The organism is Desulfothermobacter acidiphilus (assembly GCF_052073645.1).
GTDB classification, from domain to species: Bacteria; Bacillota; Desulfotomaculia; order Desulfotomaculales; family Ammonificaceae; genus Desulfothermobacter; species Desulfothermobacter acidiphilus.
Window position 1 is genome coordinate 254,877 of record NZ_CM125440.1, and the last position, 23,282, is coordinate 278,158.

At 57.0% G+C, this 23,282-nt stretch carries 19 protein-coding genes; 14 read left to right on the top strand and 5 right to left on the bottom strand.

Translation table 11 applies throughout. The features are described 5' to 3' along the window. Nucleotides 1-144 precede the first annotated feature (144 nt). From ACTLLP_RS01350 to ACTLLP_RS01365, 4 genes are read left to right on the top strand one after another with little or no spacing between them, the layout of a single operon-like run. Complete coding sequence (locus tag ACTLLP_RS01350) at nucleotides 145-2,283, top strand: RelA/SpoT family protein (RefSeq protein ID WP_441060023.1); 2,139 nt, start codon at nucleotides 145-147, stop codon at nucleotides 2,281-2,283. Nucleotides 2,284-2,287: 4 nt separating this feature from the next. Then, complete coding sequence (gene dtd / locus ACTLLP_RS01355; RefSeq protein WP_441060025.1) at nucleotides 2,288-2,734, top strand: D-aminoacyl-tRNA deacylase; 447 nt, start codon at nucleotides 2,288-2,290, stop codon at nucleotides 2,732-2,734. Continuing rightward, nucleotides 2,731-3,366, top strand: a complete 636-nt coding sequence (locus ACTLLP_RS01360) for an MBL fold metallo-hydrolase (protein ID WP_441060027.1) — start codon at nucleotides 2,731-2,733, stop codon at nucleotides 3,364-3,366. Before dtd ends, ACTLLP_RS01360 begins: the two co-directional genes overlap by 4 nt. After that, nucleotides 3,366-3,848 (top strand): flavin reductase family protein, encoded by a 483-nt coding sequence (locus ACTLLP_RS01365; RefSeq protein ID WP_441060029.1) that lies wholly within the window; start codon nucleotides 3,366-3,368, stop codon nucleotides 3,846-3,848. Before ACTLLP_RS01360 ends, ACTLLP_RS01365 begins: the two co-directional genes overlap by 1 nt. A 2-nt stretch (nucleotides 3,849-3,850) precedes the next feature. Here ACTLLP_RS01365 and ACTLLP_RS01370 read toward each other — a convergent pair whose 3' ends face one another. The 3 genes from ACTLLP_RS01370 to ACTLLP_RS01380 are packed head-to-tail and all read right to left on the bottom strand — an operon-like array spanning nucleotide 3,851 to nucleotide 8,514. Next, the gene (locus ACTLLP_RS01370) at nucleotides 3,851-5,755 is read right to left on the bottom strand and encodes a GltB/FmdC/FwdC-like GXGXG domain-containing protein (protein ID WP_441060031.1); all 1,905 of its coding nucleotides are present in this window, start codon (nucleotides 5,753-5,755) and stop codon (nucleotides 3,851-3,853) included. Nucleotides 5,756-5,773: 18 nt separating this feature from the next. Then, nucleotides 5,774-7,420 (bottom strand): glutamate synthase-related protein, encoded by a 1,647-nt coding sequence (locus tag ACTLLP_RS01375; RefSeq protein ID WP_441060033.1) that lies wholly within the window; start codon nucleotides 7,418-7,420, stop codon nucleotides 5,774-5,776. Next, nucleotides 7,384-8,514, bottom strand: coding sequence for a class II glutamine amidotransferase domain-containing protein (locus tag ACTLLP_RS01380; RefSeq protein ID WP_441060035.1), 1,131 nt, complete (start codon nucleotides 8,512-8,514; stop codon nucleotides 7,384-7,386). The genes ACTLLP_RS01375 and ACTLLP_RS01380 overlap by 37 nt, the downstream gene beginning before the upstream one ends. Nucleotides 8,515-8,691: 177 nt before the next feature. Here ACTLLP_RS01380 and glnA point away from each other — a divergent pair, with 177 nt between their 5' ends. Beyond that, nucleotides 8,692-10,026, top strand: coding sequence for a type I glutamate--ammonia ligase (glnA, locus tag ACTLLP_RS01385; RefSeq protein ID WP_441060037.1), 1,335 nt, complete (start codon nucleotides 8,692-8,694; stop codon nucleotides 10,024-10,026). Nucleotides 10,027-10,175: 149 nt separating this feature from the next. After that, nucleotides 10,176-11,456: a double-cubane-cluster-containing anaerobic reductase gene (locus ACTLLP_RS01390; protein WP_441060039.1), complete on the top strand. Its 1,281-nt coding sequence runs from the start codon at nucleotides 10,176-10,178 to the stop codon at nucleotides 11,454-11,456. Here the strand turns inward: ACTLLP_RS01390 and ACTLLP_RS01395 are convergent. Continuing rightward, nucleotides 11,453-12,289 carry an aminotransferase class IV gene (locus tag ACTLLP_RS01395; RefSeq protein WP_441060041.1) on the bottom strand — a complete coding sequence of 279 codons (837 nt, stop codon included), beginning with the start codon at nucleotides 12,287-12,289 and terminating at the stop codon, nucleotides 11,453-11,455. The two genes, ACTLLP_RS01390 and ACTLLP_RS01395, sit on opposite strands and share 4 nt — an antisense overlap. Continuing rightward, the gene (pabB, locus tag ACTLLP_RS01400; RefSeq protein WP_441060043.1) at nucleotides 12,256-13,761 is read right to left on the bottom strand and encodes an aminodeoxychorismate synthase component I; all 1,506 of its coding nucleotides are present in this window, start codon (nucleotides 13,759-13,761) and stop codon (nucleotides 12,256-12,258) included. The genes ACTLLP_RS01395 and pabB overlap by 34 nt, the downstream gene beginning before the upstream one ends. A 119-nt stretch (nucleotides 13,762-13,880) precedes the next feature. On the opposite strand from pabB, the gene ACTLLP_RS01405 reads away from it, so the two are divergent. From ACTLLP_RS01405 to disA, 8 genes are all read left to right on the top strand, one after another. Next, complete coding sequence (locus ACTLLP_RS01405; protein WP_441060045.1) at nucleotides 13,881-14,840, top strand: sulfite exporter TauE/SafE family protein; 960 nt, start codon at nucleotides 13,881-13,883, stop codon at nucleotides 14,838-14,840. Between the two features lie 114 nt (nucleotides 14,841-14,954). Beyond that, nucleotides 14,955-15,668, top strand: a complete 714-nt coding sequence (locus ACTLLP_RS01410) for an endonuclease III domain-containing protein (protein WP_441060047.1) — start codon at nucleotides 14,955-14,957, stop codon at nucleotides 15,666-15,668. A 69-nt stretch (nucleotides 15,669-15,737) separates the two neighbouring features. Beyond that, the gene (locus ACTLLP_RS01415) at nucleotides 15,738-16,997 is read left to right on the top strand and encodes a stalk domain-containing protein (RefSeq protein WP_441060049.1); all 1,260 of its coding nucleotides are present in this window, start codon (nucleotides 15,738-15,740) and stop codon (nucleotides 16,995-16,997) included. A 55-nt stretch (nucleotides 16,998-17,052) separates the two neighbouring features. Further along, nucleotides 17,053-17,826, top strand: coding sequence for an exodeoxyribonuclease III (locus ACTLLP_RS01420; RefSeq protein ID WP_441060051.1), 774 nt, complete (start codon nucleotides 17,053-17,055; stop codon nucleotides 17,824-17,826). Between the two features lie 347 nt (nucleotides 17,827-18,173). Next, a complete protein-coding gene (locus tag ACTLLP_RS01425) occupies nucleotides 18,174-18,551 on the top strand; it encodes a macro domain-containing protein (RefSeq protein ID WP_441061556.1) in 378 nt (125 codons plus the stop codon). Nucleotides 18,552-18,553: 2 nt separating this feature from the next. After that, a complete protein-coding gene (locus ACTLLP_RS01430; protein WP_441060053.1) occupies nucleotides 18,554-20,710 on the top strand; it encodes a transglycosylase domain-containing protein in 2,157 nt (718 codons plus the stop codon). Further along, nucleotides 20,703-22,028: a DNA repair protein RadA gene (gene radA, locus ACTLLP_RS01435; RefSeq protein ID WP_441060055.1), complete on the top strand. Its 1,326-nt coding sequence runs from the start codon at nucleotides 20,703-20,705 to the stop codon at nucleotides 22,026-22,028. The genes ACTLLP_RS01430 and radA overlap by 8 nt, the downstream gene beginning before the upstream one ends. Before the next feature lie 26 nt (nucleotides 22,029-22,054). Continuing rightward, nucleotides 22,055-23,113 (top strand): DNA integrity scanning diadenylate cyclase DisA, encoded by a 1,059-nt coding sequence (disA, locus tag ACTLLP_RS01440; RefSeq protein ID WP_441060057.1) that lies wholly within the window; start codon nucleotides 22,055-22,057, stop codon nucleotides 23,111-23,113. The last annotated feature ends 169 nt before the right edge of the window (nucleotides 23,114-23,282 follow it).

Here is a 23,282-nt window from a genome sequence, read left to right on the forward strand (position 1 = left end):
GCTTCGCCTGGGCGTTGTGCCCTATGCCACTCCCTCCTGGCGGACGCTGCCAGGGTTTTTCTTTAACCGCTGGCGCTGGTATAAGGCTGGTTCAGCTGCGGGTGGTGGGGCGATTTGTTGTATAATTGAGTAGTGGTGAGAATCATGAAAGATTATGAGGATCTTCTGCGCTATGTTCAGAGCTACAACCCGGGCGTGGACGCTGCTCTGCTCCAGCGGGCTTACGCTTTCGCGCAAGCCAGGCATGAGGGGCAGTGCCGTCATTCGGGCGATCCTTTTTTTTCGCATCCCCTGGCGGTGGCGCGGATATTGGCGGAGCTCGAGTTGGATACCGAGACCATAGCCGCTGGAATTTTGCACGACGTAGTGGAGGATACGGATACCAGTCTGGAAGAAGTTGAGCGCGAGTTTGGTCCAGAGATAGCTTCTCTGGTAGATGGGGTGACTAAGCTTTCGCGCTTGCAATTTCGTTCGCGCGAGGAGCAGCAGGCGGAGAACCTACGGAAGATGTTCGTGGCCATGGCGCGCGACGTACGGGTGGTATTGATCAAGTTGGCCGATCGGCTTCATAACCTTCGAACTTTGGAATACTTGCCCCCAGAGAAGCAGCAAGCCATAGCTCAGGAATCGCTGGAGATTTTTGCTCCTTTAGCGCACCGTTTGGGCATTTATCGTCTGAAATGGGAGTTGGAAGATTTGGCTTTTCGCTACCTGGAGCCGGAGCGCTATCGGGAGTTGGCGGCCAAAGTGGCCAAGACCCGTCTGGCCCGGGAAGAATACACCCGTCGGGTGATTGCTATTCTGCAGCAGCGCTTGGAGGAGGCAGGTTTGAAGGCCGAGTTAGCCGGGCGGCCCAAAAATCTGTATAGCATTTATCAAAAGATGTTGCGCGACGGTAAAGAGTATAGCGAGATTTTTGACCGCACTGGTATCCGGGCGCTGGTGGACACGGTGCGCGATTGCTACGCCGTGCTAGGAGTGGTGCACACCCTATGGAAGCCGGTCCCCGGGCGCTTTAAGGATTATATCGCCATGCCCAAGGAGAATATGTACCAGTCGCTTCACACCACCGTGATCGGCCCCCAGGGGGAGCCGGTGGAGGTGCAGATTCGCACTTACGAGATGCACCGAACGGCGGAGTACGGCATAGCTGCTCATTGGCGATACAAGGAGGGGCAGTCGCGCGACGAGCAGTTGGAAGCCCGCTTTGCCTGGCTGCGCGAGCTCTTAGAGTGGGTCCAGGAGATGCGCGATGCCAGGGAGTTTATGGAGCATCTCAAGGTCGATATTTTTTCGGACGTGGTCTTTGTTTTTACTCCCAAAGGGGATGTGGTGGAGCTTCCCAGCGGAGCGGTGCCTCTCGATTTCGCTTACCGCATTCACACCGAGGTGGGTCACCGGTACAAGGGAGCCAGGGTGAACGGGAGGCTGGTGCCGCTGGATTACCAGCTTAAGACCGGAGACATCGTTGAGATTATAACCGGTCCTAAGCCCAACCCTAGCCGCGATTGGCTCGGAGTTATTCGCACCTCCCAGGCCCGCTCGCGCTTGCGTCAGTGGTTCAAGCGGGAATTCCGCGAAGAAGCCAGGACCCTAGGTAAGGAGCTCTTGGAAAAAGAAGCTCGGCGCCTGGGGGTAATGCTGGAAGATATTAGGGAAGAGAAACTTTTGGAACCGGCTCACCGTTTTAACTTTCAAACGGTGGAAGACCTGTACGTGGCGTTGGCTCAGGGGGCGCTGACCGCGTCCGCTGTGCTTCGCAGTATCACCGAAACCAGGCCGAGGGAAAAGCCATCGGCTCCGAGTGAGCCCCGCTATCCTAAGCGTTCCAATGGGCACTCCCCGGGGGTGCAGGTGGTAGGCGCTGACAACATCTTGGTGCGTCTGGCTCATTGCTGCCATCCCATACCCGGTGACCCTATCATCGGTTACATAACCCGAGGGAGGGGGGTGTCGGTGCACCACCGCGACTGTCGCAACGTGACAATTTGGCGAGAAAAAGAGAAGGAACGGCTGGTCGAAGTGGTCTGGGAAGATGGAGCGGAAGCTCCCTTCGATGTGCGTTTGGAGATTTCGGCCCTCGACCGAGCTGGGCTCTTGGGCGAGGTTATGGCGGTCTTGGCCGATATGAAGATCAGCGCTTCGTGGGTGGAGGCGCGAGGGAATAAGCGGACGGCCACCATAGAGTTCACCGCCCGGGTGCGTAACAAAGAGCAGCTTGATTACCTACTGCGCCGCATTGCCCGGGTCAAAGACGTGTTTGAAGTGCAGCGGGTGGTGTGAAACTTTGCGAGCTCTGGTGCAGCGAGTGGTTAAAGGCTCGGTCTGGATCGAGGGAGAGGAAATAGCCGCCATTGGGAGAGGCCTGGTGGTGCTTCTGGGGATCAAGCGGGGCGACACTTCGGCCGCGGCTCGTTACCTGGCCGAAAAAGTGGCATCTCTTAGGATCTTCTCCGATGAGCAGGGCAAGCTCAATTTATCGGTGAAGGATGTGGGAGGGGAGATCCTGGTGGTGTCGCAGTTTACCCTCTATGGAGATTGCCAGCGGGGAAGAAGGCCCAGTTTTGCCGCGGCAGCGCCACCGGAGGAGGCCGAACCTTTGTATCGGGCTTTCATTGCCGCTCTGCGAGAGCAAGGGGTGCCAGTGGCGGAGGGAAGGTTTCAGGCCCACATGCTGGTGCGAATAGATAACGATGGTCCGGTAACTTTGCTATTAGAAGGGGAACAGCGATGAGAGTTATCGTCTTGGTGGTGGGTGAGCTCCAGACCAACGCTTATCTGGTTGGGTGTCCGGTTACGGGAGAGGCTTTACTGATCGATCCTGGGGCCGAGGGGGAGCGGATTCTGGCGGCGGCTAGTCGCGCGGGTTTACGCCTTACTGCCATCTGCCTCACCCACGGTCACGCCGACCATATTGGCGCGGTGCCGGAGATCAGGCGTAAGCTGAAATTGCCGGTTTTGATCCATCAAGCCGATGCGCCCATGATCAACGATCCGGCAGCCAATCTCTCCGTCTGGATGGGGCAGGAGTTAGTGGTAGGGGAACCTGATCGCTGCCTGGAAGATGGGGACGAAGTGGTCTGCGGCCAGCTTAAGTTCCGGGTGTTGCACACACCGGGGCACACTCCGGGGAGCGTCTGTTTCTACGGTTCGGGAGTGCTTTTCAGTGGGGATACCCTTTTCGCGGGCTCGGTGGGGCGCGCTGATTTTCCCGGTGGAGACTGGCGGAAGCTTCTGGGGTCGGTGAACACCAAGCTTATGGTTTTGCCGGACGAGACGATTGTCTATCCTGGGCACGGCACTTCCACCACCATCGGGGAGGAGAAGGAGCAAAATCCTTTCTTGACCGGAGGGGAGATGAGCTAATGGAGGGTAAGGAAGCTCTGCGTCTGCTACCTTGGCCGGTCACTCTTATAGGGACCTGTCACGAGGGACGGCACAATCTGATGACCGCTTCCTGGGTGATGCAGGTGTCGTTTCGACCTCCCCTGGTGATGGTGGCTTTGGCGCCTGAGCGGTACACTTATGAGATTCTGACCCGTAACGGGGAGTTCGCCATTAGCATCCTGGCTGCTGACCAGATGGAGATAGCCAATTTCTGCGGTACACACTCCGGGCGCGAGGTGGATAAGGTAAAGGCTTTGGGCTTAAAAACCAAAGCGGCCACGCAAATCCAGGTACCCCTATTGGAAGATTGCGTGGCCAATTTAGAGTGTTGCCTAGTTTCTCTACACCCCGCAGGCGATCACGTTATCTGCGTAGGCGAAGTGGTGGAAGGGTCGGTGGAACTGAAGGAGGCTTCGCCTCTGATCCTGCTGAACTGGCAACCCGGAGTTATTTGCCGGTAAGCCTATGCCGGTTCTGGGTTGGGTTGGAGTTCCCAGACGCCGCAAGGACAGACCCCGACGCAAAAACCGCAGCCGATGCAACGCTGGGGATCGGCCACGTAGCGCCAGCTCCCGTCTTCTTGGTGTCGCGCGATAGCTTGCTGAGGGCAAAGCTGGAGGCAGAGGCCGCAATCGCGGCAGAGGCCGCAAGAAGCGCAGATACGTGCGCTTTCCTCCAGGCTTTCCGGTTCTCGCTGGTCCGGGCGGAAGTATGCCAGTTTTACCCGCTCCAGGGAGAGAGTGGGAGAGGGTGTCTCCACCAGGGTATGGGTGAGCCAGGCGTTAACTTCCTGAGCTACCTGGCGTCCCTTACCCACCAACTCGGAGACGCCAGCCGGAGCTAGAACTTCCCCTGCGGCGAAGAGCGGGGGCTGCAGCTCCCTGGCCTCTAACAGCCGGGTTTCCTCCCGTCCCGTGGCTACGATTACCGCTTCATATTCCGACAAAAGTTGGTCTAGCTCTTCCGGCTGCACTTCCCGGGAGATTACTACCAGAGCCGAGCTTATCCGGGCCAGGTCGGCCTCCAAGACCTGGCGTGCCTCACCTCTAAGTCGCCGCAACTTCCCTCCCAATTCATCTTTTTCTAGCACATGCACCTCGTACCCCAGAAGGCGTAAGTGCCAAGCGGCAGCCAGGCCCGCTGGACCGCTTCCTATAACGGCCACTCGCTTGCCGTTCAGAGGCGGTAACGGGAGCGAGGCTATTCCCCGGCTTTCTCTCCCCAGGCGCTTCATGTCCGGGGGCGCCATCCCCTTCTGCTTGCGGGTGCAGGCGCGCATACAGAAGTTAGGGCAAAGGTAACCGCAAACCGTGGCGGGTAAAGGGGTAAAGCGCAGGGCCAGGCTCAGCGCCTCTTCCCGGCGACCCTCGCGTAGCAGCTGCCAACGCTCGGCCACCGGAATGCCGCTGGGGCAGGCAGCCTGGCAAGGGGGGAGATGCGTCCGGTTGGCCCATACGGGCACAAACCGCCGCCATTTACCGGTGGCGATTACCGGTATGACCAGGCGCTCCCCGGGCATCAGGTCTCCCAGTAGCCCTCCTTCGCCTAACTCCCGATCCCACACTCGGGCGCGAAAATCGCTCATACTCCGGCGTGGCTGAGCACGCCTCTCCTGGGGCGAAAGGGCCAGAACCACTTGCCACTCTTCCCGGCGAGCCAGCAAGGGGAAGAGCTCGGCTTGCCCGATAGCTTCCAGGAAGCGCCGCAGATTGGTCTCCAGCCAGCTCCAGTCGGCATCGTTCAGAGGCGCGAGGCGGGCATCGGCTGAGCTCACGCCCTCTTGGGGGCCGCGAAAGAAGATTTTCCCGCCCACCATGCCCACACAAGGGCGAAAGCCCAACACGTTAGTCGGATTTTGGGGCTGGTAGCCACAGACCACGGCTATACCCCCGGCCATGAACTCAGCGAAATAATCGCCTACCGACCCCAGCACCCAAAGTTCTGGGGGGTCGAAGCGCGGGTTATGCTTGGTCATGGTCATGCCCCGAGCGCCGATGCTCCCGGCCACATATATCTTCCCTTGGGCCATAGCGTTACCGACGCCGTTAGTGGCGTGGCCGTGGATTATGATTTCAGCCCCTACGTTGAGCCAACCCACGTCGTCGGAAGCTGGTCCCATCACCTCGATGCGGGTATTGTGGAAGCCCATGGCCCCTATCCGCTGTCCTGGCGAGCCGTACACGCGTAGGTGCACCTTTTCCTCGCCAGCGCTCCACAAACGCCCCCCGATGCCGTGTTGGCCGTAAGCTTCTATTTCCAGGTAGCGGTATCCCTGAGCTACGGCTGCTTGAATTCTTTCTTCCAGCACCCGGGAATCGAGGCGGCGGCCGTTTTCCTTTCCCACAAGGCGATAAACTTCAGCTGTCATCGCTTTCTCCCTCTCCCGTTACACCACGTACTTGATATTTAAGCGCTCGGCGGCGTGGTAATCGTCTATGCCCAAGGCGTCGGACATGCCGATGGGGAGCGAGGTGGAACGGCCCAGCGCCGCCACAATCTTGCGCAGTTCCAGGTCGAAGCTCAGAAACACGTCCACTACCCTTTCCGCTACCTTATCCGGGTCCAAGCGGCGGTAGAGGCGCGGGTCCTGCGAGGTTATGCCCTTGGGACAAAGGCCCAGGTTGCAGACATTGCACCTGTCGGCTTCGGAGCCCAAGCAGCCGGCGGCTGCCTGCAGCAAATAGCGTCCTATCTGCACAGCGCTGGCGCCCAGCATGAAAAGGGTAGCGGCGTTGGCGGCCAGGTTGCCGTGTTTGCCGATACCCCCGGCAGCGATAAGCGGTATCTCATTCTGCTTTCCCAGCTTAACCAGGTTGAGGTAGCAGTCGCGGATATTGCTGGCGATGGGGTGTCCCATATGATTGAGCGACACCTCATAGGCAGCGCCGGTGGCTCCATCCTCTCCGTCGATGCACAAAGCGGCGGCGTAAGGGTTGCGCGTGAGATTATTGAGCACTGCTAAAGCGGTGGAGGTCCCAGAAATTTTGGGATACACCGGCACTCGAAAGCCCCAGGCCATGGAGAGCGACTGGATCATCTTGGCCACCGACTCCTCGATGGAGTATAGGGTCTGGTGAGTAGGAGGGCTGGGAAGACTCACCCTTGGCGGTACTCCCCGGATGGCGGCGACGAGTTCGTTGACTTTATACCATAGGAGCAGACCTCCATCACCCGGCTTGGCTCCCTGCCCGTATTTAATTTCAATAGCGCAGGGGTCTTCTTTCATTTCCGGGATGGCTCGCACGATTTCGTCCCAGCCGAAGTAACCGCTGGCTATTTGCAAGATAACGTATTTGAGAAAACGTGAGCGTAGGAGGCGTGGTGGGCATCCTCCCTCGCCGGTGGAAATTCTCACTGGCAGGCCGAGTTCTTCGTTGAGATAAGCCACACCCAGCATCAACCCTTCCCACATGGTGGGAGAAAGGGCCCCCAACGACATGCCCCCGACTATCAGAGGGTAAATCTCCCTCACCGGGGGTGTCCATCCTTCCTCCAGGAAGAGTCGGAGTCCTTCTTCCGGCGGCAAGACTCTGCCCAGCAGAGTGCGAAGTTCAAATTCATGCCGGATAGCGTCCAGAGCCGGGTCGGTCAGCATGGAGATACGAATAAATTTTATCCGGTCGAGCAAACCCGGTGCCGGGTCATTGCGCCGGCCGCCCCTCCGCCGGGGCTGTCCTCCCTGGCTGAAATGGAAGCGCAGCTTATCTTCCTCTTCGTTGCGGTAGGGCAATATGGCCTGGTTAGGACAGACCTGGGCGCACATTCCGCAACCGGTGCAGGCATGCGCGGGGTCGGTGCGTTGCACCAAACCGTAAACCACCTGGTATGGGCCGCAAAGCGAAGTTGGTTCCGGCTCCCCCAACAGAGAAGCGCGAACCGCGCGCTGGCGAAGCGCTCCGAGTTCGATAGCCCCTACAGGGCAAACGGCAGTGCATCGCCCGCATAAGGCGCACTTTTCCCTATCCCAGTGGATCAGCCACCGCAGATCCTTAAGACTCAGTGCAGAGGGGGTAAGGGTTCCATCTGGGAGCATACTTTCACCTCCTGGCGCGTGGGAGGAATTATGACGGTGTCCAGGTGCATGGGCTGATAATCTTCGGCTTTATTGCGGTCGGGCACGGCGTAGTCCAGCCCGCACATTTCTGAGCAGAGGACATAGAAACCCGGTTTGCCTCCTACCACTCCGGGGCGGAGCTTCTTGCGGTCCTGCAGCATAAAGACGGTTTTATCGGGCAGGCAGCCGATCACGCAATTAGGTCCGTCTATGGTTAGCGGGCGGCAGGACAGCTTGAGCCGGAGCAAAAGCTGGCGATCGGGATGCTGCTGGAGCTCTTGATCGGTCAACGGGGTAACCAGGTGCTTGTAATATTCCAGGCGCAAGCCCAGTTTTTTTAAAGCGTAATGCAGGATGTGAGTGAAAACCTCCGAGTCGGATTGGTAGCCGGTGTAGCCAGGGAACCCCCGGGATAAGAGGAATTCCCTTATGGGTATGAAGGCCGTATTTTCCCCGTTGGTCATGGTGGCCATTCCCTGGATGAAAAAGGGGTGACAGGCATAGAGGTTGATGGCGTAGTTGGTGTTCTGTCTCCCTTGGGCCATGACTACCCGGGCCAGCAATTCCTTGCGGTCGAGGCCCAGGTATTCGCCCACCAGCAGGGGATCACCTACCTCCTTAATCATAATCACATCCGGCCAGAAGCTGAACACAATAATATCCTCTTTGTCTTCGCCCATCCAGCGCAGCTGCAGGCGCGTCAGCAACAAGCGCAACTCCTTTTCTTCTGGTTCCAGTTCTTCCCATCCCTCGGGGTAATCGTAAACCTGAATTAGATAAAAATCCCGCCTGGGAGTGCCCGGAGGGGGTTCCTTATCAATGTGAATAACTAAGCGATATAAGGGCCAGAACCCCAGCGAGTTCATAAAGTCGTTCAAGCGATGTAGCCCTTCCTTGGTAAAAATCCCGGAAAGGATGGGCTTGTGCTTTAATTCGACGAAAGGACCAGAGAGGTCGGTTAAGAAAAGACCTACCCCCGAGCCATCGTGTCCCTCCCGCATAACATCCTGGGCTTCTAAAGCCAGCATGGGGGACTGGGGCTGGTCGCTGGTCAAACAAATGAGCCGACACATGAGCATCACCTCGCCTAACGGTGGATAATAATTATAACACTAGATCCAGGGCTAAGGTAAATGTAAAATAAGCTTAAATCGAATTACTCCGGCTTTGCATCTCGTGGCTGGCGTGTTATGCTTAGAAGCGGTTCGCTGCGATCTCATTTTGCCCTAAGGAGGAAAGTTAAAAAACTTATGGAAGACGCCAGGTTGCGTGAAGAAGTTTTGCGCAAGGCTAGGGAAGAAGGCGTAAAGTTCATCCGTCTCCAGTTTACGGACATAACTGGCATTCTAAAGAACGTTGCCATTCCCATCGATCAATTGGAAAAAGCCTTGAACGGGGAGTTAATGTTCGACGGTTCTTCTATCGAGGGCTTCGTGCGGATCGAAGAGTCCGATATGTATCTTCGCCCCGACCCTTCCACCTTCACTATCCTGCCGTGGCGCCCCCGTGAGGGCATGGTGGCGCGGTTAATTTGCGATGTTTATAACCCTGATGGCACTCCGTTTGCGGGCGATCCCCGTTACATTTTGCGCCGCGTGCTCGATGAAGCATCAGCCATGGGTTATACCTGCAATGCCGGTCCGGAGTTGGAGTTTTTCCTCTTTCACTTAGACGATAAGGGGAGACCTACCACCGTTACTCATGACCAGGCTAACTACTTCGATCTAAGTCCGGTTGATCTGGGGGAAGAAGCGCGGCGGGAAATTGTTCTTACTCTGGAAAAAATGGGTTTTGAAATCGAAGCCTCGCACCACGAAGTGGCGCCGGGACAGCATGAGATTGATTTCAAATACTCCGATGCTTTGGACGTGGCCGACAAGATTATGACTTTTAAGATGGTAGTGCGGGTGATTGCTCAGCGTCACGGTCTCCACGCCACTTTTATGCCTAAACCTATATTTGGCATTAACGGTTCCGGTATGCACACCAACCTGTCTCTTTTTCGCAGCGGGGAAAATGCCTTTTTCGATCCGGACAGTCCCTTGCAATTGAGTGAAACAGCTCGTTATTTTGTAGGGGGAATTATAAAACATATTAAAGCTATTACGGCAGTTGCCAACCCCACTGTGAATTCTTACAAGCGTTTGGTCCCGGGATACGAGGCTCCAGTTTACATTGCTTGGTCGTGTCGCAACCGGAGTCCCCTTATCCGGGTTCCTGCCAAGCGGGGTCCTTCAACGCGCGTCGAGTTGCGTAGCCCCGACCCCTCCTGCAATCCTTATCTGGCTCTGGCAGCGATAATCAAGGCCGGGTTGGACGGAGTCAGAAACCAATTGGAGCCTCCTCCGCCGGTGGACCGAAACATTTACGAACTGACTCCCAAGGAGAGAGAGGACTTGCAGATTGGTTGCCTGCCCAGCTCGCTTATGGAGGCTCTGTGTGAGTTAGAAAAGGATGAAGTGGTGCGCGAGGCGCTAGGGCCCCACGTTTGCGAGAAGTTTGTGGAGGCTAAGCTCAAAGAGTGGCGTGAATATTCCAGTCGTGTTCATCCTTGGGAGCTGGATACTTATCTGGCCCGCTATTAGCTATTAGGTTTTACAACGCCGAGTTAGTTTTAGGGAGCTATAGCCTGCTATCTTTGGCTGTTCTTAACCGGCGCCGGGGCGAAGGTGGTTGACTGATTCATAACTAAAAGCTAAGCTAGCGATAAAAGTTTTTTGGGGAGGCTAGCTAGATGGCTGGTTATGAAACTATGTGGCGCGAGCTCGGTATCGACCTGGAGTCTCATGATCGGTTGCTACAGTCACTCGGGTCGCTCTACGGAGAGGTGTATCTCGCTCAATCGCGTCGCCCCCAGGGGATGGAGTATTTTGATTTTGTGGTTAGCGAGATCCATGGCTTACGGGTCAAGGAACTCAACGATTTTCGCCGCCAGGGCGGCAAAGTGGTGGGGACCTTCTGCATCTATGTGCCGGAAGAGCTCGTGCTGGCGGCGGGGGGAGTTTATGTCGGTCTTTGCGCCGGGGTGGAGGTGGGCACGGCGCAGGCGGAGGCGGTGCTTCCCCGCAACATCTGCCCCTTAATCAAGTCCTTCATGGGTTTCAAGCTTACCCGTCTCTGCCCTTACTTCGAGTCTTGCGATCTTTTGGTCGGGGAGACCACCTGCGACGGCAAGAAGAAAACTTTCGAGATCCTGTCCGACTACGCTCCCGTTCACGTGATGGAGGTGCCTCAGAAGAAAGAAGCGCTAGATCAGGAACTGTGGCTTGCGGAAATAAAAAAGTTGGTAGCCCGGCTGGAAGAGCTCGCTGGCAAGAAGGTGACTTATGAAAGCTTGCGAGAGGCTATACGGCGCCTCAACGCCAAGCGGAGGGCGCTTAGGCGTCTGGCTGAGTTGCGCCGGGCCGACCCGCCGCCCATAAGCGGGCTGGATGCCTTGCTCATTTTCCAGATCGCCTTTTACGACGACGTGGAGCGGTTCACGGAAAAGGTCAACGCCCTCGGCGACGAGCTGGAGGAGAGGATACGTCAGGGTGTGGGGGTGGTTGAGCCCGGAGCTCCGCGGCTTCTGGTGACCGGCACTCCCATGGCCATACCCAACTGGAAACTGCCTTATCTCGCCGAGACCAGCGGGGCGGTGATCGTGGCCGAGGAACTCTGCACCGGCCAGCGTTATTTCCAGGAACTCACCGAAGAGGAAGGCGGTTCTCTGGAAGAGCTCTTAGTCAACGTGTCCAGGCGGCATCTGGCTCCCCACTGTGCCTGTTTCACCCCCAACGGCGGGCGCTTGGAAGACATCGAGAGGTTAATCCAGGAGTACCGGGTGGACGGGGTGATAAGCTACGTCCTTTCCTTCTGCGACCCCTATGCGGTGGAGCACTACCAGGTAGAAAAGTTCTTGAAGGCCCAAGGAGTGCCGGTGCTGAAGGTGGAGACCGACTACAGCATGCAGGACGCCGGGCAGCTAAAGACCCGCATAGAGGCCTTCGTGGAGATGCTCAGGCAGAAAACTTAATCCAGCAGGATCTTAGCTTCTAAAGCCCTGGAGATTTCTTCCGTGAAGCTTCCCGGCCGGCCCGTGCCCACGGGCCGGCCTTCGACTTTCACCAGCGGCATCACCAGCATCAGGGAGTTGGTGAGGAAAGCCTCTTCCGCTTCCAGGAGCTCCGCCGGGGTCACCGGACGCTCTTCGGCCTCACAGCCCAGCTCCCGGCAGATCTCTATCATTTTCTGGCGAATGATGCCCGGCAGCACCCCCTGGTCCAGCGAGGGAGTAATCACTTTGCCCTTCTTTACGAGGAACACATTGCTGCGGCTTCCTTCGGCCACCAGGCCCCTGGTGTTGAGAAGGAGTGCTTCTTCCCATCCCCTTTTCCTGGCTTCCCTCCAGGCCAGCAGGTTCTCCAGGTAGCTGATGGTTTTAAACTGGGTGAGAGGGGAGTGCTCGTTGCGCCTAATCCTGGACCAGCCGGCACCAAACCCTTTCCGGTAGTCCTGGGAGGAATAAGACCGGGGCCGTGGCCTTATCAGCAAGTTGCCGGGCTTGGCTCCCGGTTCCGGCCCGGCGGATAGGGTGAGGCGCAGCGCCCCCTCGGAAAGATTGTTGATCCTTATCACTTCTCTCGCTCCTTCTTCTATTTCCTCCCAGCGGAGGGGGAGAAGCAGGTCAAAGTAACGCCGCCCTTCCTCCAGGCGCTGCCGGTGCTCCGGCCAAAAAACCGGTTTCCCCCGGCAGACGAGTACCGTCTCGAAGAGACCGAAACCGTAAAGCCAGCCCTGATCTTCACTTTCTACCTTGGCTTCTTCCGAGGAGATCAGGCTCCCGTTGAAGAACACGATTGCTCCCAAGGCTGCCCTTCCTCCTTTTCAGGCTTTTCCAGCACCAATGAGCGGAAGACCTTTTCCTCATCAAGCCCCATGGCCCTGACTAGGGCCCGGGCTTTGTCCAGGGTTTCTAGGTACTCGGCGTAGGGGTCGGAGTCGCTGGTGATACCTCCGCCCACCTGAAGGTAAACGCACCCTTCGCGGAAGATGAGGGTGCGGATGACGATACTTAGATCGGCGTTGCCGTCAAAGCCCAGGTAGCCTATGGAACCGGTATAGATACCCCGGCGCACGGGCTCCAGCTCCTCGATGATCTCCATGGCCCGTATCTTGGGGGCTCCGGTGATGGACCCGCCGGGGAAGGCGGCTTTTATCAGGTCGACGAGGTCCTTTCCCGGCGCCAACTCGCCTTGAACCGTGGCCACCAGATGGAATACCGTGGCGTACTCCTCCAGGCGAAAGAGCTCGGGTACCCGTACGCTCCCCGGGCGGCAGACCTTACCTAGGTCGTTGCGCTCCAGATCCACGATCATGGTGAGTTCAGCCCGGTCTTTTTCTGAATGCCACAGCTCTTCTCGCATCCGGGCATCGCTCACGGGATCGGAACCCCGGGGTCGGGTACCCTTTATGGGCCGGGTTTCCACCTTGCCATCGCGTACCCGGAGAAACCTTTCCGGTGAAGCGGAGACTATCTGCCATTCTCCCAAGTTCAGGTAGGCGGCCATGGGAGCCGGGTTAATCGCGCGCAAGCGTAGGTAGACCTCCCAGGGGTCGAAGAGGCGGGGGAGGGAGAAACGCTGCGAGAGGTTGACCTGAAAGATATCCCCGGCGGCTATGTACTCCTTGGCCCTTATTACTGCTTCACAGTAACTGGAAGCGTCGAAGTGGGCGTACAAAGGGCACTCTTGGGCCGGTAGAGGACGGGGAGGAGGTAAGGGGGTGATATTGTAAATTAATTCACTAAGCTCGGCAGCGCGGGCCAAAGCGCGCTTTTGAGCCTGGCGAGGTTCTTTCTCTGGTAGCCCGGTGGCTACCAGGAAGACTTCTCGGCTGAGTTCGTCCACCACTAAGGCGGTATCGTAGAAGCCCAGGTAAAAATCAGGGGTAGAGAGATCGTCTAGGGCTTGGGAAGGCAATCTTTCCAGCTGCCGGCCCAGGTCGTAGCTTATAAAACCCGTCGCTCCGCCACAGAAGGGGAGTGGACAGCCGGAAGGATACTGATAGTGCTGTAGCAAGTCTCGCAAGAGCTCCAGAGGATCTCCTTCCTCCGTCCACTCCCTTCCTTCTTCGTCCCTCAAGACCAGTTTTGGCCCCTTGGCCTGAACCTGCAGAAAAGGCTTGGTCATTATGAAGGAGTAGCGGCTGAAGCCGGGAGCGAGCAAGGCGCTTTCTAATAAAATGCTCATGGGCAGGTGGACTAGGGGGGAGAAGATCTCCGCCCCCCTCGCTTTTACGGACAGGGGAATGATGAGAGGATTGGGCATCTTTCCTGACACCTCTTGTGCGACCTTCTGGCGAAATTATAATACCCGTGGTCGGCTAATTGACGGAAGTAGAAAAGAAAGCCTAGAATAAAGCTTAGGAAAGAGATAGCTTTAACAAGCAAGGTGGTCCCATGCGCTTCCCGGTGGCCGGCATAGACGTCTCCCCCTGTCTTCCTCCCCTGGTCTCCCTGGCGGTGGCCACCTTAACCACACCGGCGGGCGTTTCGGGGGCTTTTTTATTGCTCCCCTTCCAGGTGAGCGTATTGGGGTTCACCAGTCCCGCCGTAAGTCCTACCAACCTGGTTTACAACCTTGTGGCCATTCCGGGAGGGCTGTGGCGCTATCTCCGGGAGGGGCGCATGGCCTGGCCCTTGACCTGGGTGGTCGTCGCGGGGACCTTGCCGGGTGTCTTTGCAGGAACTCTTATACGCTTGAACTACCTTCCTAACCCCCGCGCCTTCAAGTTTTTCGTGGGTCTGGTGTTGCTCTACCTGGGCGGCCGCCTCCTTTACGAGCTCACGGGGCGCTATAGCCGCGGCAGGGAGCGCCTGCGCTCTCTGGAGGCCAAGTTCAAAGGGAGGGCGCTGGCGGCCCGGAGGGAAGGGAGGCTGGCGGCGGGCTTGCCGGAGGAGGCGGTGGTGCGCACCTGTACTTTTAACTGGAGGCAGGTGGAGTACGAGTTCTGGGGGGAAAAGTTCAGTTTTAACGTCCCCGTTCTTTTCCTGGTAGCGCTGGTGGTGGGGATAGTTGGCGGCATTTATGGTATAGGCGGAGGGGCCATCATAGCTCCCTTCTGCTGCGCCGTTTTCGGCCTGCCGGCCTACACGGTGGCCGGAGCTGCCCTGGCCGGGACCTTTCTCACTTCCATAGTAGGAGTGGTTTACTACACCATCTTGGCCCCTTTCTACCCGCAGATGGCGGTTAAACCTGACTGGCTTTTGGGGCTCTTCTTCGGTGTGGGGGGCCTATTAGGAACCACTCTGGGAGCTAGCCTGCAAAAATATCTTCCCGAGAAATTACTAAGGGCCTTTCTGGGGCTCCTGGTGTTTTCCCTGGGTTTGACTTATATCTTGTCGGGGTTCTTTTCTTGAACTCTTTCTCTCCATGAGGAGACTTGTCCCGGAGCAGGAACAACACTAGCCGATGTGGAAGTGTAAGTACATGAGCCTGGGGCCTACCTAGTTCACCAGCGAGTGGAGGAAGGTATGGGAACGCCAAAGAGCATTAACTGCCGATTAACCGAGGCGGAAATTTTGGCTGGATTACGTAGCTTGCCGGTGGATCCCCGCGCCTTTGTAGCCTATTGGGTTTATCTTTCCACCCGCGATCCTTTCGCTGTTCTGGTGGCCACCCTTTTGAGCCAGCATTCTACCGACCGCAAGGCCCTGGAGGTTTACCGTCAACTCCAGAGGCGCCTCGGCTCTCTGTCCCCATCCGCGCTTTTGCGCCTGAGTTCCCAGGAGCTGGCTGAGCTTTTGCGCCCCGGGGGCTTGCATCGGAGAAAAGCGGAGCTCCTGTTAGCTTTGGCCCGCCTCTGGCCGGAGGTGGAGTGGGAAAAGCTAGGTTTTTTGCCTTTGGTTGAGGCGCGCCGTTACTTGAGCCGGCTCCCCGGCGTCGGTAGCAAGACGGCGGACGTTTTGCTCCTGCACTTGGGCTACCCTACCTTTCCGGTAGACACTCACATCGCTCGCATAACTACGCGACTTCTCTGGCCCGTCCGGCTCAACTACGGGGCCATTCAGCGGTTCTGGATGGAACTCCTCGATCCCGAGCACTACCAAGAAGCGCATTTGCGTCTGATCCAATGGGGCCGAGAAATATGCCGCCCGCAAAAACCCCGCTGCGTTTCTTGCTGGGCGCTTCGTTGCTGTAATTTCGCTAAGATGGCGGCAGCGACTCCCGTGGGCAAAGGGAAATAGTCCTGAGGCGGGTGCTCATTTGGAAAATTTCTTAGTAAATTATGGGTGATGTTGGGAGGCGAGAAGGTAATGCTCAGAAGGCTTAAATCGATCTGGATAGGCTTAGGGTTAATTTGTTTCCTGGCGCTATTTTCGGCTTGTGCCTGGGGCGGTACCGGAGCCGTATTTAAAGTGGGCGAAGCCAGGTACACCATCGACGGGACATCCTATCCCATGGATGCTGCTCCTTACATCGAAAATGGGCGCGTCTTTGTGCCATTCCGCTACGCGGCCACTGCTGTGGGTATCGCTCCCCAGGACATAGAGTGGAATAATTCTACCCGCACCTTGACCCTCTTTAAAGCCGGACGGGTAGTCCAGGTTAAAGTCGGCTCCAACGTTTTGCTGGTCAACGGTGTTGAACTTAGCATGGATGCCCCAGCGGAAATCAAAAACGGCCGTCTTTATTTGCCAATTCGTTGGTTGGCTACCGCTCTGGGAGTAGAGGTGCATTGGGAGCCAGCTACCGCTACCGTTATTGTGGGGGATAGCAATCCGTCCGCTTCCAGAGTATCAACTTCTTCTTCTGGTCAGAATACCGATCTTTTGTTCAAAGAATACCGCTGGAGAGACCATCAAGGCCAGGAGTGGACCTGGCGCGTAAGTTTTCCCTCTGCCCTGTACCAATACTATCGAGCTCAGCCCCGCTTGTTCGAGCAGGCCAAGGAAGAAAAACTGGCCCAGCTGCGAGCTGCGCGAGAAGAGATCGATTATTGGTATAGGCAGTGCCAGGTGTCATCGGATCAAGCTTTCTGGCAGGCCTATTCCAATTTCATAAGCGCGCGGGAGAGATACGAGCAAATTTTACGGGAACTTTACTCCTTGAAGCTAGATGAGAGCTTGAATCTTGGTTATGTTACCGATCCTGAAAACCGCCGCTTGGTAAGGAGGTTGGCGCAGGAGCTGGCGGCCAAAGCCCCAACCGATCCCGAGGGCAGAGTGGAGTTTATAGCCGCCTTTGTGCAAGGAGCAATACCCTACGTTATGGATAAGGGTAATTATCCCAAATACCCGGTGGAGACCTTGGTCGAGGGCGGAGTCTGCATCGATAAATCGATCTTATTTGCCGCCCTGCTCCGGGAGCTCGGCTACCGGGTAGCGCTCCTAGTCTTTGAAGGTAACCCTGGGCATATGGCGGTGGGGGTGGATTGCCCCGGGGCTTGGGGAAGTTATTACCTCAAGGACGGGGTTAGGTATTTTTATCTGGAGACCACCGCTCCGGGATGGTCTTTAGGAGATATTCCTCCGGCTCATCGGAACCAGGGGGCGATAGTGATCCCTGTACCGTGAACCTTGGCTTTGGCCACGGCTGCACGTGCAGCTTTGTAAAGGAGGAGGTAAAAAGGTGCAGGAGCCCCGAGTGTTCATCTCCTGGAACGTCAACGGCTTACGAGCTCTGTTGCGGAAAGGGCTGCTTGACTTTATCCGTCAAGAAAACGCCGATGCCTACCTTTTCCAGGAAGTAAAAACCAGCGAAATACCTCCGGAACTTAAAGATATTGGTTATCAAGTTTTTCTTAACCCAGCGAACCGCAGTGGTTACAGTGGCACCCTTACCCTTTTGCGGCCCGCCCCTTTATCTTACCGCTGCGGCCTGGGCGTGGAGGAGTTCGATGCCGAGGGGCGGGTGCAGATCTTCGAGTTTCCTTCCTTTTATCTGCTGAATGTTTATTTCCCTAATGCGCAGCGGGAGTTGGCACGGCTGGATTATAAGCTTCGTTTCAACGAAGCTTTTGGGGCTTTGGCTCAGGAGCTGCGGATGGTGAAACCATTGGTCATTGGCGGTGACTTCAACGTTGCCCACCAAGAGATCGATATTGCTCGCCCCAAGGAAAACGAACACAACGCTGGTTTCACTCGGGAAGAGCGGGAGTGGATGACCCGCTTTTTAGCAGCTGGTTATATCGACACCTTTCGCGAGTTCGTCAAAGAGCCCGGCCACTATAGCTGGTGGACTTATCGTTTTCGTGCCCGGGAACGCAATGTGGGCTGGCGGGTCGATTACTTTTTGGTAAGTGAAGAGTTACGGAATCGGCTGGTAGCGGCCACTATCTTGGAGCAGGTTCAGGGTTCGGATCACGCTCCCGTGAAGCTGGTACTGGCTCCGCCGACTGCCTGACTGCTATCGCACCGTTCACGCTGGTGACCGAAAAGGCGTTAATTGTCAGATGATCGCTGCGCGGGGTACCCGGCCGGAGGCAAACTTCGGGCAAGTGGAGGCGTTGGGATGTGCCCACATGCTTTGACTATGGCCTGAACCGAGGGCTGTTAGCGAATTTTCTCCGCCATACCCAATGGCCGACGGTGAAGGCGTGGCCGCTCTTTCCCGGTCGCTAAATTCTCGTGTTTAGATAATTTTAGATAATGTTGTTTTTTTCCGGGCGGGGGGTCGCGGACTTAAAAAGCGCGTTTGGTATAATGGGTGGAAGAGGTAAAGAGGGGAGGGAGAAAAAAGTCGACAGCTTGGTGAAGCGCGTGGAGGAAGACCCTATCCGCCGGAAGGGGCAGGAAGCAGTGATAACCAGGGCCCATCGGTTACCCGACCGCTGCTCAATTCACTGCTTAAGCTCTTGCTGTGGGGTGAATGGACGCGATGCTGATTTCCTGGCCATCTATTATCGCAACACCCTTCAGCTGGCTAAGAAAGGGCTTTTCTCCTTAGCTTTTCCCGCCCTACCTACCGGCGCTTTCGGCTATCACCCGCTCGGGGCAGCTGGCGTAGATATAACAGCAGAGGCGGGCGTGGCTGCCAATGCCAAGAGGAAAGGTGTATTCGGGGTGCGTTTTATGCTGCGCGGGGAAGAGGCATTACCAGCCTTCAGCCGCGCTTTGGAGGATGTCTGACCATGTGGAAACATACTTGGTTGCGTTTAGTGGGCTGGGGATTGGCCTTATTTTTACTTTTGGGTACCGGTTGGGGTTCTTATGAAGTCTATGCTGCCATCAAAGACCTACCTCCTTGGCAGGTCGATTCGGTGCCGCTGGTGGCTCCCAGCACTCTTTACGCGGCAGACGGGACTCCCTTCGCTACTCTGGGGCGGGGAACTTTTATCCCCGTGGACGAAAAGAAAATCCCCCCCATCGTCAAGGAAGCCTTCGTAGCGGCTGAAGACAACCGTTTCTATGAGCACCATGGCATCGATTTTATAGGTATTATAAGAGCGGCTTGGCAGGACATCCTGCACCGCAAGATCGTGCAGGGAGGCAGCACTATTACCCAGCAACTAGCCAAGAACGCTTTCCTCACCCCTTCTCGCACTTTCAAGCGAAAGATTCAGGAGGTTTACTTGGCTATCCAGTTGGAGCGTCACTATACCAAGGACGAGATTCTCACTTTTTACCTTAACCGTATCTATTTCGGCGAAGGGGCCTGGGGAATAGGAGCCGCAGCCAAAACCTACTTTGACAAGAGGGTGGAGGATTTGACTCCGGCGGAGGCGGCTACGCTGGCCGGTTTGGTGCGGGCTCCCAGCTATTACGATCCTTATCATAATCCGGAGGGAGCTCTTTATCGCCGCAACACGGTGTTGCAGCAGATGGTGGAGTGTGGCTATCTCACCTCGGAGCAGGCGGCTAAAGCCAAAGCCGAGCCCTTGGGATTGAAGCGGGGGCTTATCTACAAGCCGGAATGTCCTTACCCCGACTTTGTGGATTATGTTATTGCCACGGTGGGAGAGCGATTCGGCGACTCGGCTCTCTTCCGTGGCGGGTTGAAGATTTATACCACTCTGGACATCAAGGCGCAGAAAGCGGCTGAGGCGGCAGTGAAGAACGACTCTTTTTATCCGACCACGGTGCGCGATTCGCAGGGACTACTGCAGCCTCAGTCGGCAGTGGTGTTGCTCGATCCCAACACCGGTGCCATCAGAGCTATGGTGGGAAGTAGGGATCACGTAGTCAGCCGGCAGTTTAACCGCGCCTACCAAGCCTTTCGTCAGCCTGGCTCGGCCATTAAGCCCATTCTCGATTACGGTCCGGCAGTCGAATACTTGGGGCTGAGGCCCGATTCGATCGTAATGGACGAACCGGTGCGTTACGGGAACTATGAGCCCCGCAACTACGACGGGCGCTATCTTGGTCCCATCACCTTGCAAGATGCTCTAGCTCATTCGGTGAACGTGGTAGCGGTGCGACTGCTGCACCAGGTGGGGCTGGAGAGGGCGGCTGATTTCGCTGCCCGATTAGGCATCCATGTCAACGTGGCTGAAGATGGCCTAGCAGCTGCTTTAGGAGGGTTGCATCACGGTGTTTCTCCCCTCCAGATGGCAGCCGCTTACGCCGCCTTCGCTAACGGGGGGTACTACGTTAAACCCTACGCGGTGACCAAAATCGTCCAGCCTGACGGCTCCATTCTGGCTCAGTACCATCCAGAGCTCCGTCCGGCCATGAAGCCCTCCACTGCTGCGACCATCGCCACCATGCTCAAAGCGGTGGTTCAATACGGTACCGGAACCAAGGCCCGTATCGATGATTTAGCCGCGGGAAAGACGGGAACCACCGACCAGGGTAGAGACCTATGGTTTTGCGGTTGGGTCCCTCGCATGGTGGGAGTGGTCTGGATGGGTTGGGATTCCAATAACCCCATGCCAGGTGCCTATGGGGGTGACTACTGCGCCAGAATGTGGCGGCAGATAATGGTGCAGGCTTTGGATCTGCAGCCAACTAATTCCAGCCCAGCTCCGGCTCCTAGCAGTAAGCCGGCAACTGTGCCCTCTACGCCTGCCACTCCAGCTACGCCGCCTTCTCCAGCTCCAACTACTCCGGAGCAACCGGGACAGCCTAACCAGAGCTCTCCGACCCCAGGGTCAACGAGCTCGCCCACCCCTTCCCATCCGCCGGCTTCTCCCGGCTCCACTACGCCGGCGAGTCCCGGCGTCCCGGGCGAACCGACGACCCCCTCCGCACCCTCGGGTGCTCCTTCTTCTACGGGAGGGAGTCCCCCCCCGCAGAGAACGCCGGAGAGAAATTCCTCACCGGGCCAGGGGGCTGGTGGGCATGGCTAAGCGGCAATTCCGCTGTTTGGTCTGTGGCTACCAAACACCGCGCTGGTTGGGGCGTTGCCCGGAGTGCGGGAGTTGGGATTCTTTTTCCGCCGAAGCGCCGACTAAAGCCCAGCGAGCAGCGGCTCCAGTTCACACTCTCTCCGAGATCGAGGGGAAGGACGAGCGGTTGCAGGTGGGGATGGAAGAGTTCGACCGGGTACTGGGAGGGGGATTAGTACCCGGCTCCCTGGTGTTGGTGGGCGGCGATCCTGGGATTGGGAAATCCACCTTACTGCTACAAGTGGCGGCTCATCTCAGCCAGCATGGGCGAGTGCTCTACGTTTCTGGGGAGGAGTCGGTGCATCAGATAGCCTCTCGGGCTCGTCGGTTGGGTCTTGATTCTGGAACCTTGCTTTTAGCCTCGGTCACCGACGTGGAACTCATAAAAGAGCAAGCGGAGAACCTGCGCCCAAGGGTTCTGGTGGTGGATTCCATACAGACTCTGGTGCACCCCAGGGTGCAGGGCATCCCTGGCGGCATAGCTCAGGTGCGGGAATGCATCGCTGTTTTGCAGCAGCTGGCCAAGGGCCTCGAACTGCCGATCTTGATGATCGGGCACGTCACTAAGGAGGGGATTCTGGCTGGGCCCCGGCTGCTGGAGCACCTGGTGGATGTGGTACTGTACCTGGAAGGAGATCGCTACCAGAGTTACCGCCTCCTGCGCGGAGTAAAGAATCGCTACGGAGCTACTCAAGAGATAGGGGTCTTCAGCATGAGCGAGCGAGGAATGATGCCCGTAACCAACCCTTCGGCCCTTTTCTTAACCGGGCACGGAACCGATAACTCGGTTGGGGCGGCGGTGGTGGTCACGGTGGAGGGGACGCGTCCCCTGCTGGTGGAAATTCAGGCCTTAGTCAGCTCTACCTGTTATACTCTACCGCGGCGCATGGTCACTGGTCTAGATCTAAACCGAACGCTTTTGCTCTTGGCAGTGATGGAAAAGCGGTTAGGGCTACGCCTGGGAAATTCCGACGTATACATGAACGTGGTGGGGGGGATGAAGATAATAGATCCAGGAGCCGATCTGGGAGCAGCGCTGGCGGTGATGTCCAGTTACCAGGAACTCCCCTTTCCTCAGGACACGGTGGCGATAGGGGAGTTGGGACTGACCGGTGAAGTGCGCCCGGTGCGCTTATTGGATTTGCGCCTCCGAGAGGCCGCTAAGCTGGGGTACTCTCGGGCGATAGTAGGGAGGGGAGAGGCTAGCCTTTCTGCTTTACCCTCGCTGGCTCTAATTCCGGTGGCGTCGCTGCGCGAAGCGGTGGAAGTTCTCTGGTAAGCCGATGGTTTTAAAGGGGGAAGCCGATGGACGATCAACTGCTCAAGGTTTTGCGCCAAGTGGCTCCCGGAACGCCTCTGCGCGAGGGGTTGGAAAATATACTCCGGGCCAAGAGCGGAGCTCTGATCGTGGTGGGTGACAACGAGCGGGTACAAGCCATATCTGAAGGTGGGTTCGTCATCAACGCCGAGTTCACGCCGGCTCGGCTTTACGAACTGGCAAAAATGGACGGTGCCATTATTCTTAGTGAGGATCTTAAGCGAATTGTAGCCGCTAACACCCAGTTAGTGCCGGATCTTAGCATCCCTTCTTCGGAGACCGGTATCCGTCATCGTACGGCAGAAAGGGTGGCCAAGCAAACGGGAGCTCTGGTGATTTCTATCTCTCAGCGCCGCGGTGTGATAACCGTGTACAAGGGGAACCTTCGGTACGTGCTGAAGGATTTAGAGGTGGTTTTGGCCAAAGCTAATCAGGCCGTGCAGACACTGGAGAAATACCGTTCTATCCTCAACCAAACCATGGTCAACCTGACGGTGCTGGAGTTTGAGGATTCAGTTACCCTCTACGAAGTGACCAAGGCCATCCAGCGCACCGAAATGACCTTGCGGGTGGTGAGGGAAATCGAACGCTACATCTGTGAGTTGGGTAGTGAAGGGCGTCTGGTGGTCATGCAGGTGGAAGAGCTTGCGTCTAACATCGAAGAGGAAGGGCTGCTAGTTATCCAGGACTACTCGGTTGTGGAAGATAAGACTCCCAGGGAAATAATGGCCATGATCGGTAGCTGGCCGGCTGAGGACTTGCTGGACCTTACTCTGATGGCAAGGGCCCTGGGTTACTCTGGTGGGCCCCGGGCGCTGGAGCAAGGTGTTTCCCCCCGGGGCTACCGCATACTCCAGCGGGTTCCCCGCCTCCCGCTCCCGGTGATTGAAAATATCGTCCGCACCTTTGGTAATCTCAGCCGCATTCTTCAGGCCTCAATTGAGGAATTGGATGAAGTGGAAGGTATAGGCGAAGCGCGCGCCCGCCTGATTAAGGAGGGGTTGAAGCGCTACTGGAATCAAATAGTTCAAGAGCGTTACCGGTAAAATGCTGGTTTCAGGCAGGAACCAGTCAGAGCGGCGCTTAGGCGCCGCTCGATTTTATAGCACCCAAGTCTAGAATCGGCTGACCAACGTACCGGCAGCGGGGGCGCGGTTAGCTTCTCTTTAAGCTATGCTCTTGCCCTCACAGGATATCGCGCGACCTTTCGGTGCT

What these genes read in the sequence shown, in the direction of transcription:
- disA (WP_441060057.1), top strand. Translation starts at nt 22,055, where the DNA reads ATGGACGATCAACTGCTCAAGGTTTTGCGCCAAGTGGCTCCCGGAACG.
- ACTLLP_RS01430 (WP_441060053.1), top strand. Translation starts at nt 18,554, where the DNA reads ATGTGGAAACATACTTGGTTGCGTTTAGTGGGCTGGGGATTGGCCTTA.
- ACTLLP_RS01370 (WP_441060031.1), bottom strand. Translation starts at nt 5,755, where the DNA reads ATGACAGCTGAAGTTTATCGCCTTGTGGGAAAGGAAAACGGCCGCCGC.
- ACTLLP_RS01415 (WP_441060049.1), top strand. Translation starts at nt 15,738, where the DNA reads ATGCTCAGAAGGCTTAAATCGATCTGGATAGGCTTAGGGTTAATTTGT.
- glnA (WP_441060037.1), top strand. Translation starts at nt 8,692, where the DNA reads ATGGAAGACGCCAGGTTGCGTGAAGAAGTTTTGCGCAAGGCTAGGGAA.
- ACTLLP_RS01390 (WP_441060039.1), top strand. Translation starts at nt 10,176, where the DNA reads ATGGCTGGTTATGAAACTATGTGGCGCGAGCTCGGTATCGACCTGGAG.
- ACTLLP_RS01405 (WP_441060045.1), top strand. Translation starts at nt 13,881, where the DNA reads ATGCGCTTCCCGGTGGCCGGCATAGACGTCTCCCCCTGTCTTCCTCCC.
- ACTLLP_RS01365 (WP_441060029.1), top strand. Translation starts at nt 3,366, where the DNA reads ATGGAGGGTAAGGAAGCTCTGCGTCTGCTACCTTGGCCGGTCACTCTT.
- ACTLLP_RS01360 (WP_441060027.1), top strand. Translation starts at nt 2,731, where the DNA reads ATGAGAGTTATCGTCTTGGTGGTGGGTGAGCTCCAGACCAACGCTTAT.
- ACTLLP_RS01380 (WP_441060035.1), bottom strand. Translation starts at nt 8,514, where the DNA reads ATGTGTCGGCTCATTTGTTTGACCAGCGACCAGCCCCAGTCCCCCATG.
- radA (WP_441060055.1), top strand. Translation starts at nt 20,703, where the DNA reads ATGGCTAAGCGGCAATTCCGCTGTTTGGTCTGTGGCTACCAAACACCG.
- ACTLLP_RS01410 (WP_441060047.1), top strand. Translation starts at nt 14,955, where the DNA reads ATGGGAACGCCAAAGAGCATTAACTGCCGATTAACCGAGGCGGAAATT.
- ACTLLP_RS01375 (WP_441060033.1), bottom strand. Translation starts at nt 7,420, where the DNA reads ATGCTCCCAGATGGAACCCTTACCCCCTCTGCACTGAGTCTTAAGGAT.
- ACTLLP_RS01350 (WP_441060023.1), top strand. Translation starts at nt 145, where the DNA reads ATGAAAGATTATGAGGATCTTCTGCGCTATGTTCAGAGCTACAACCCG.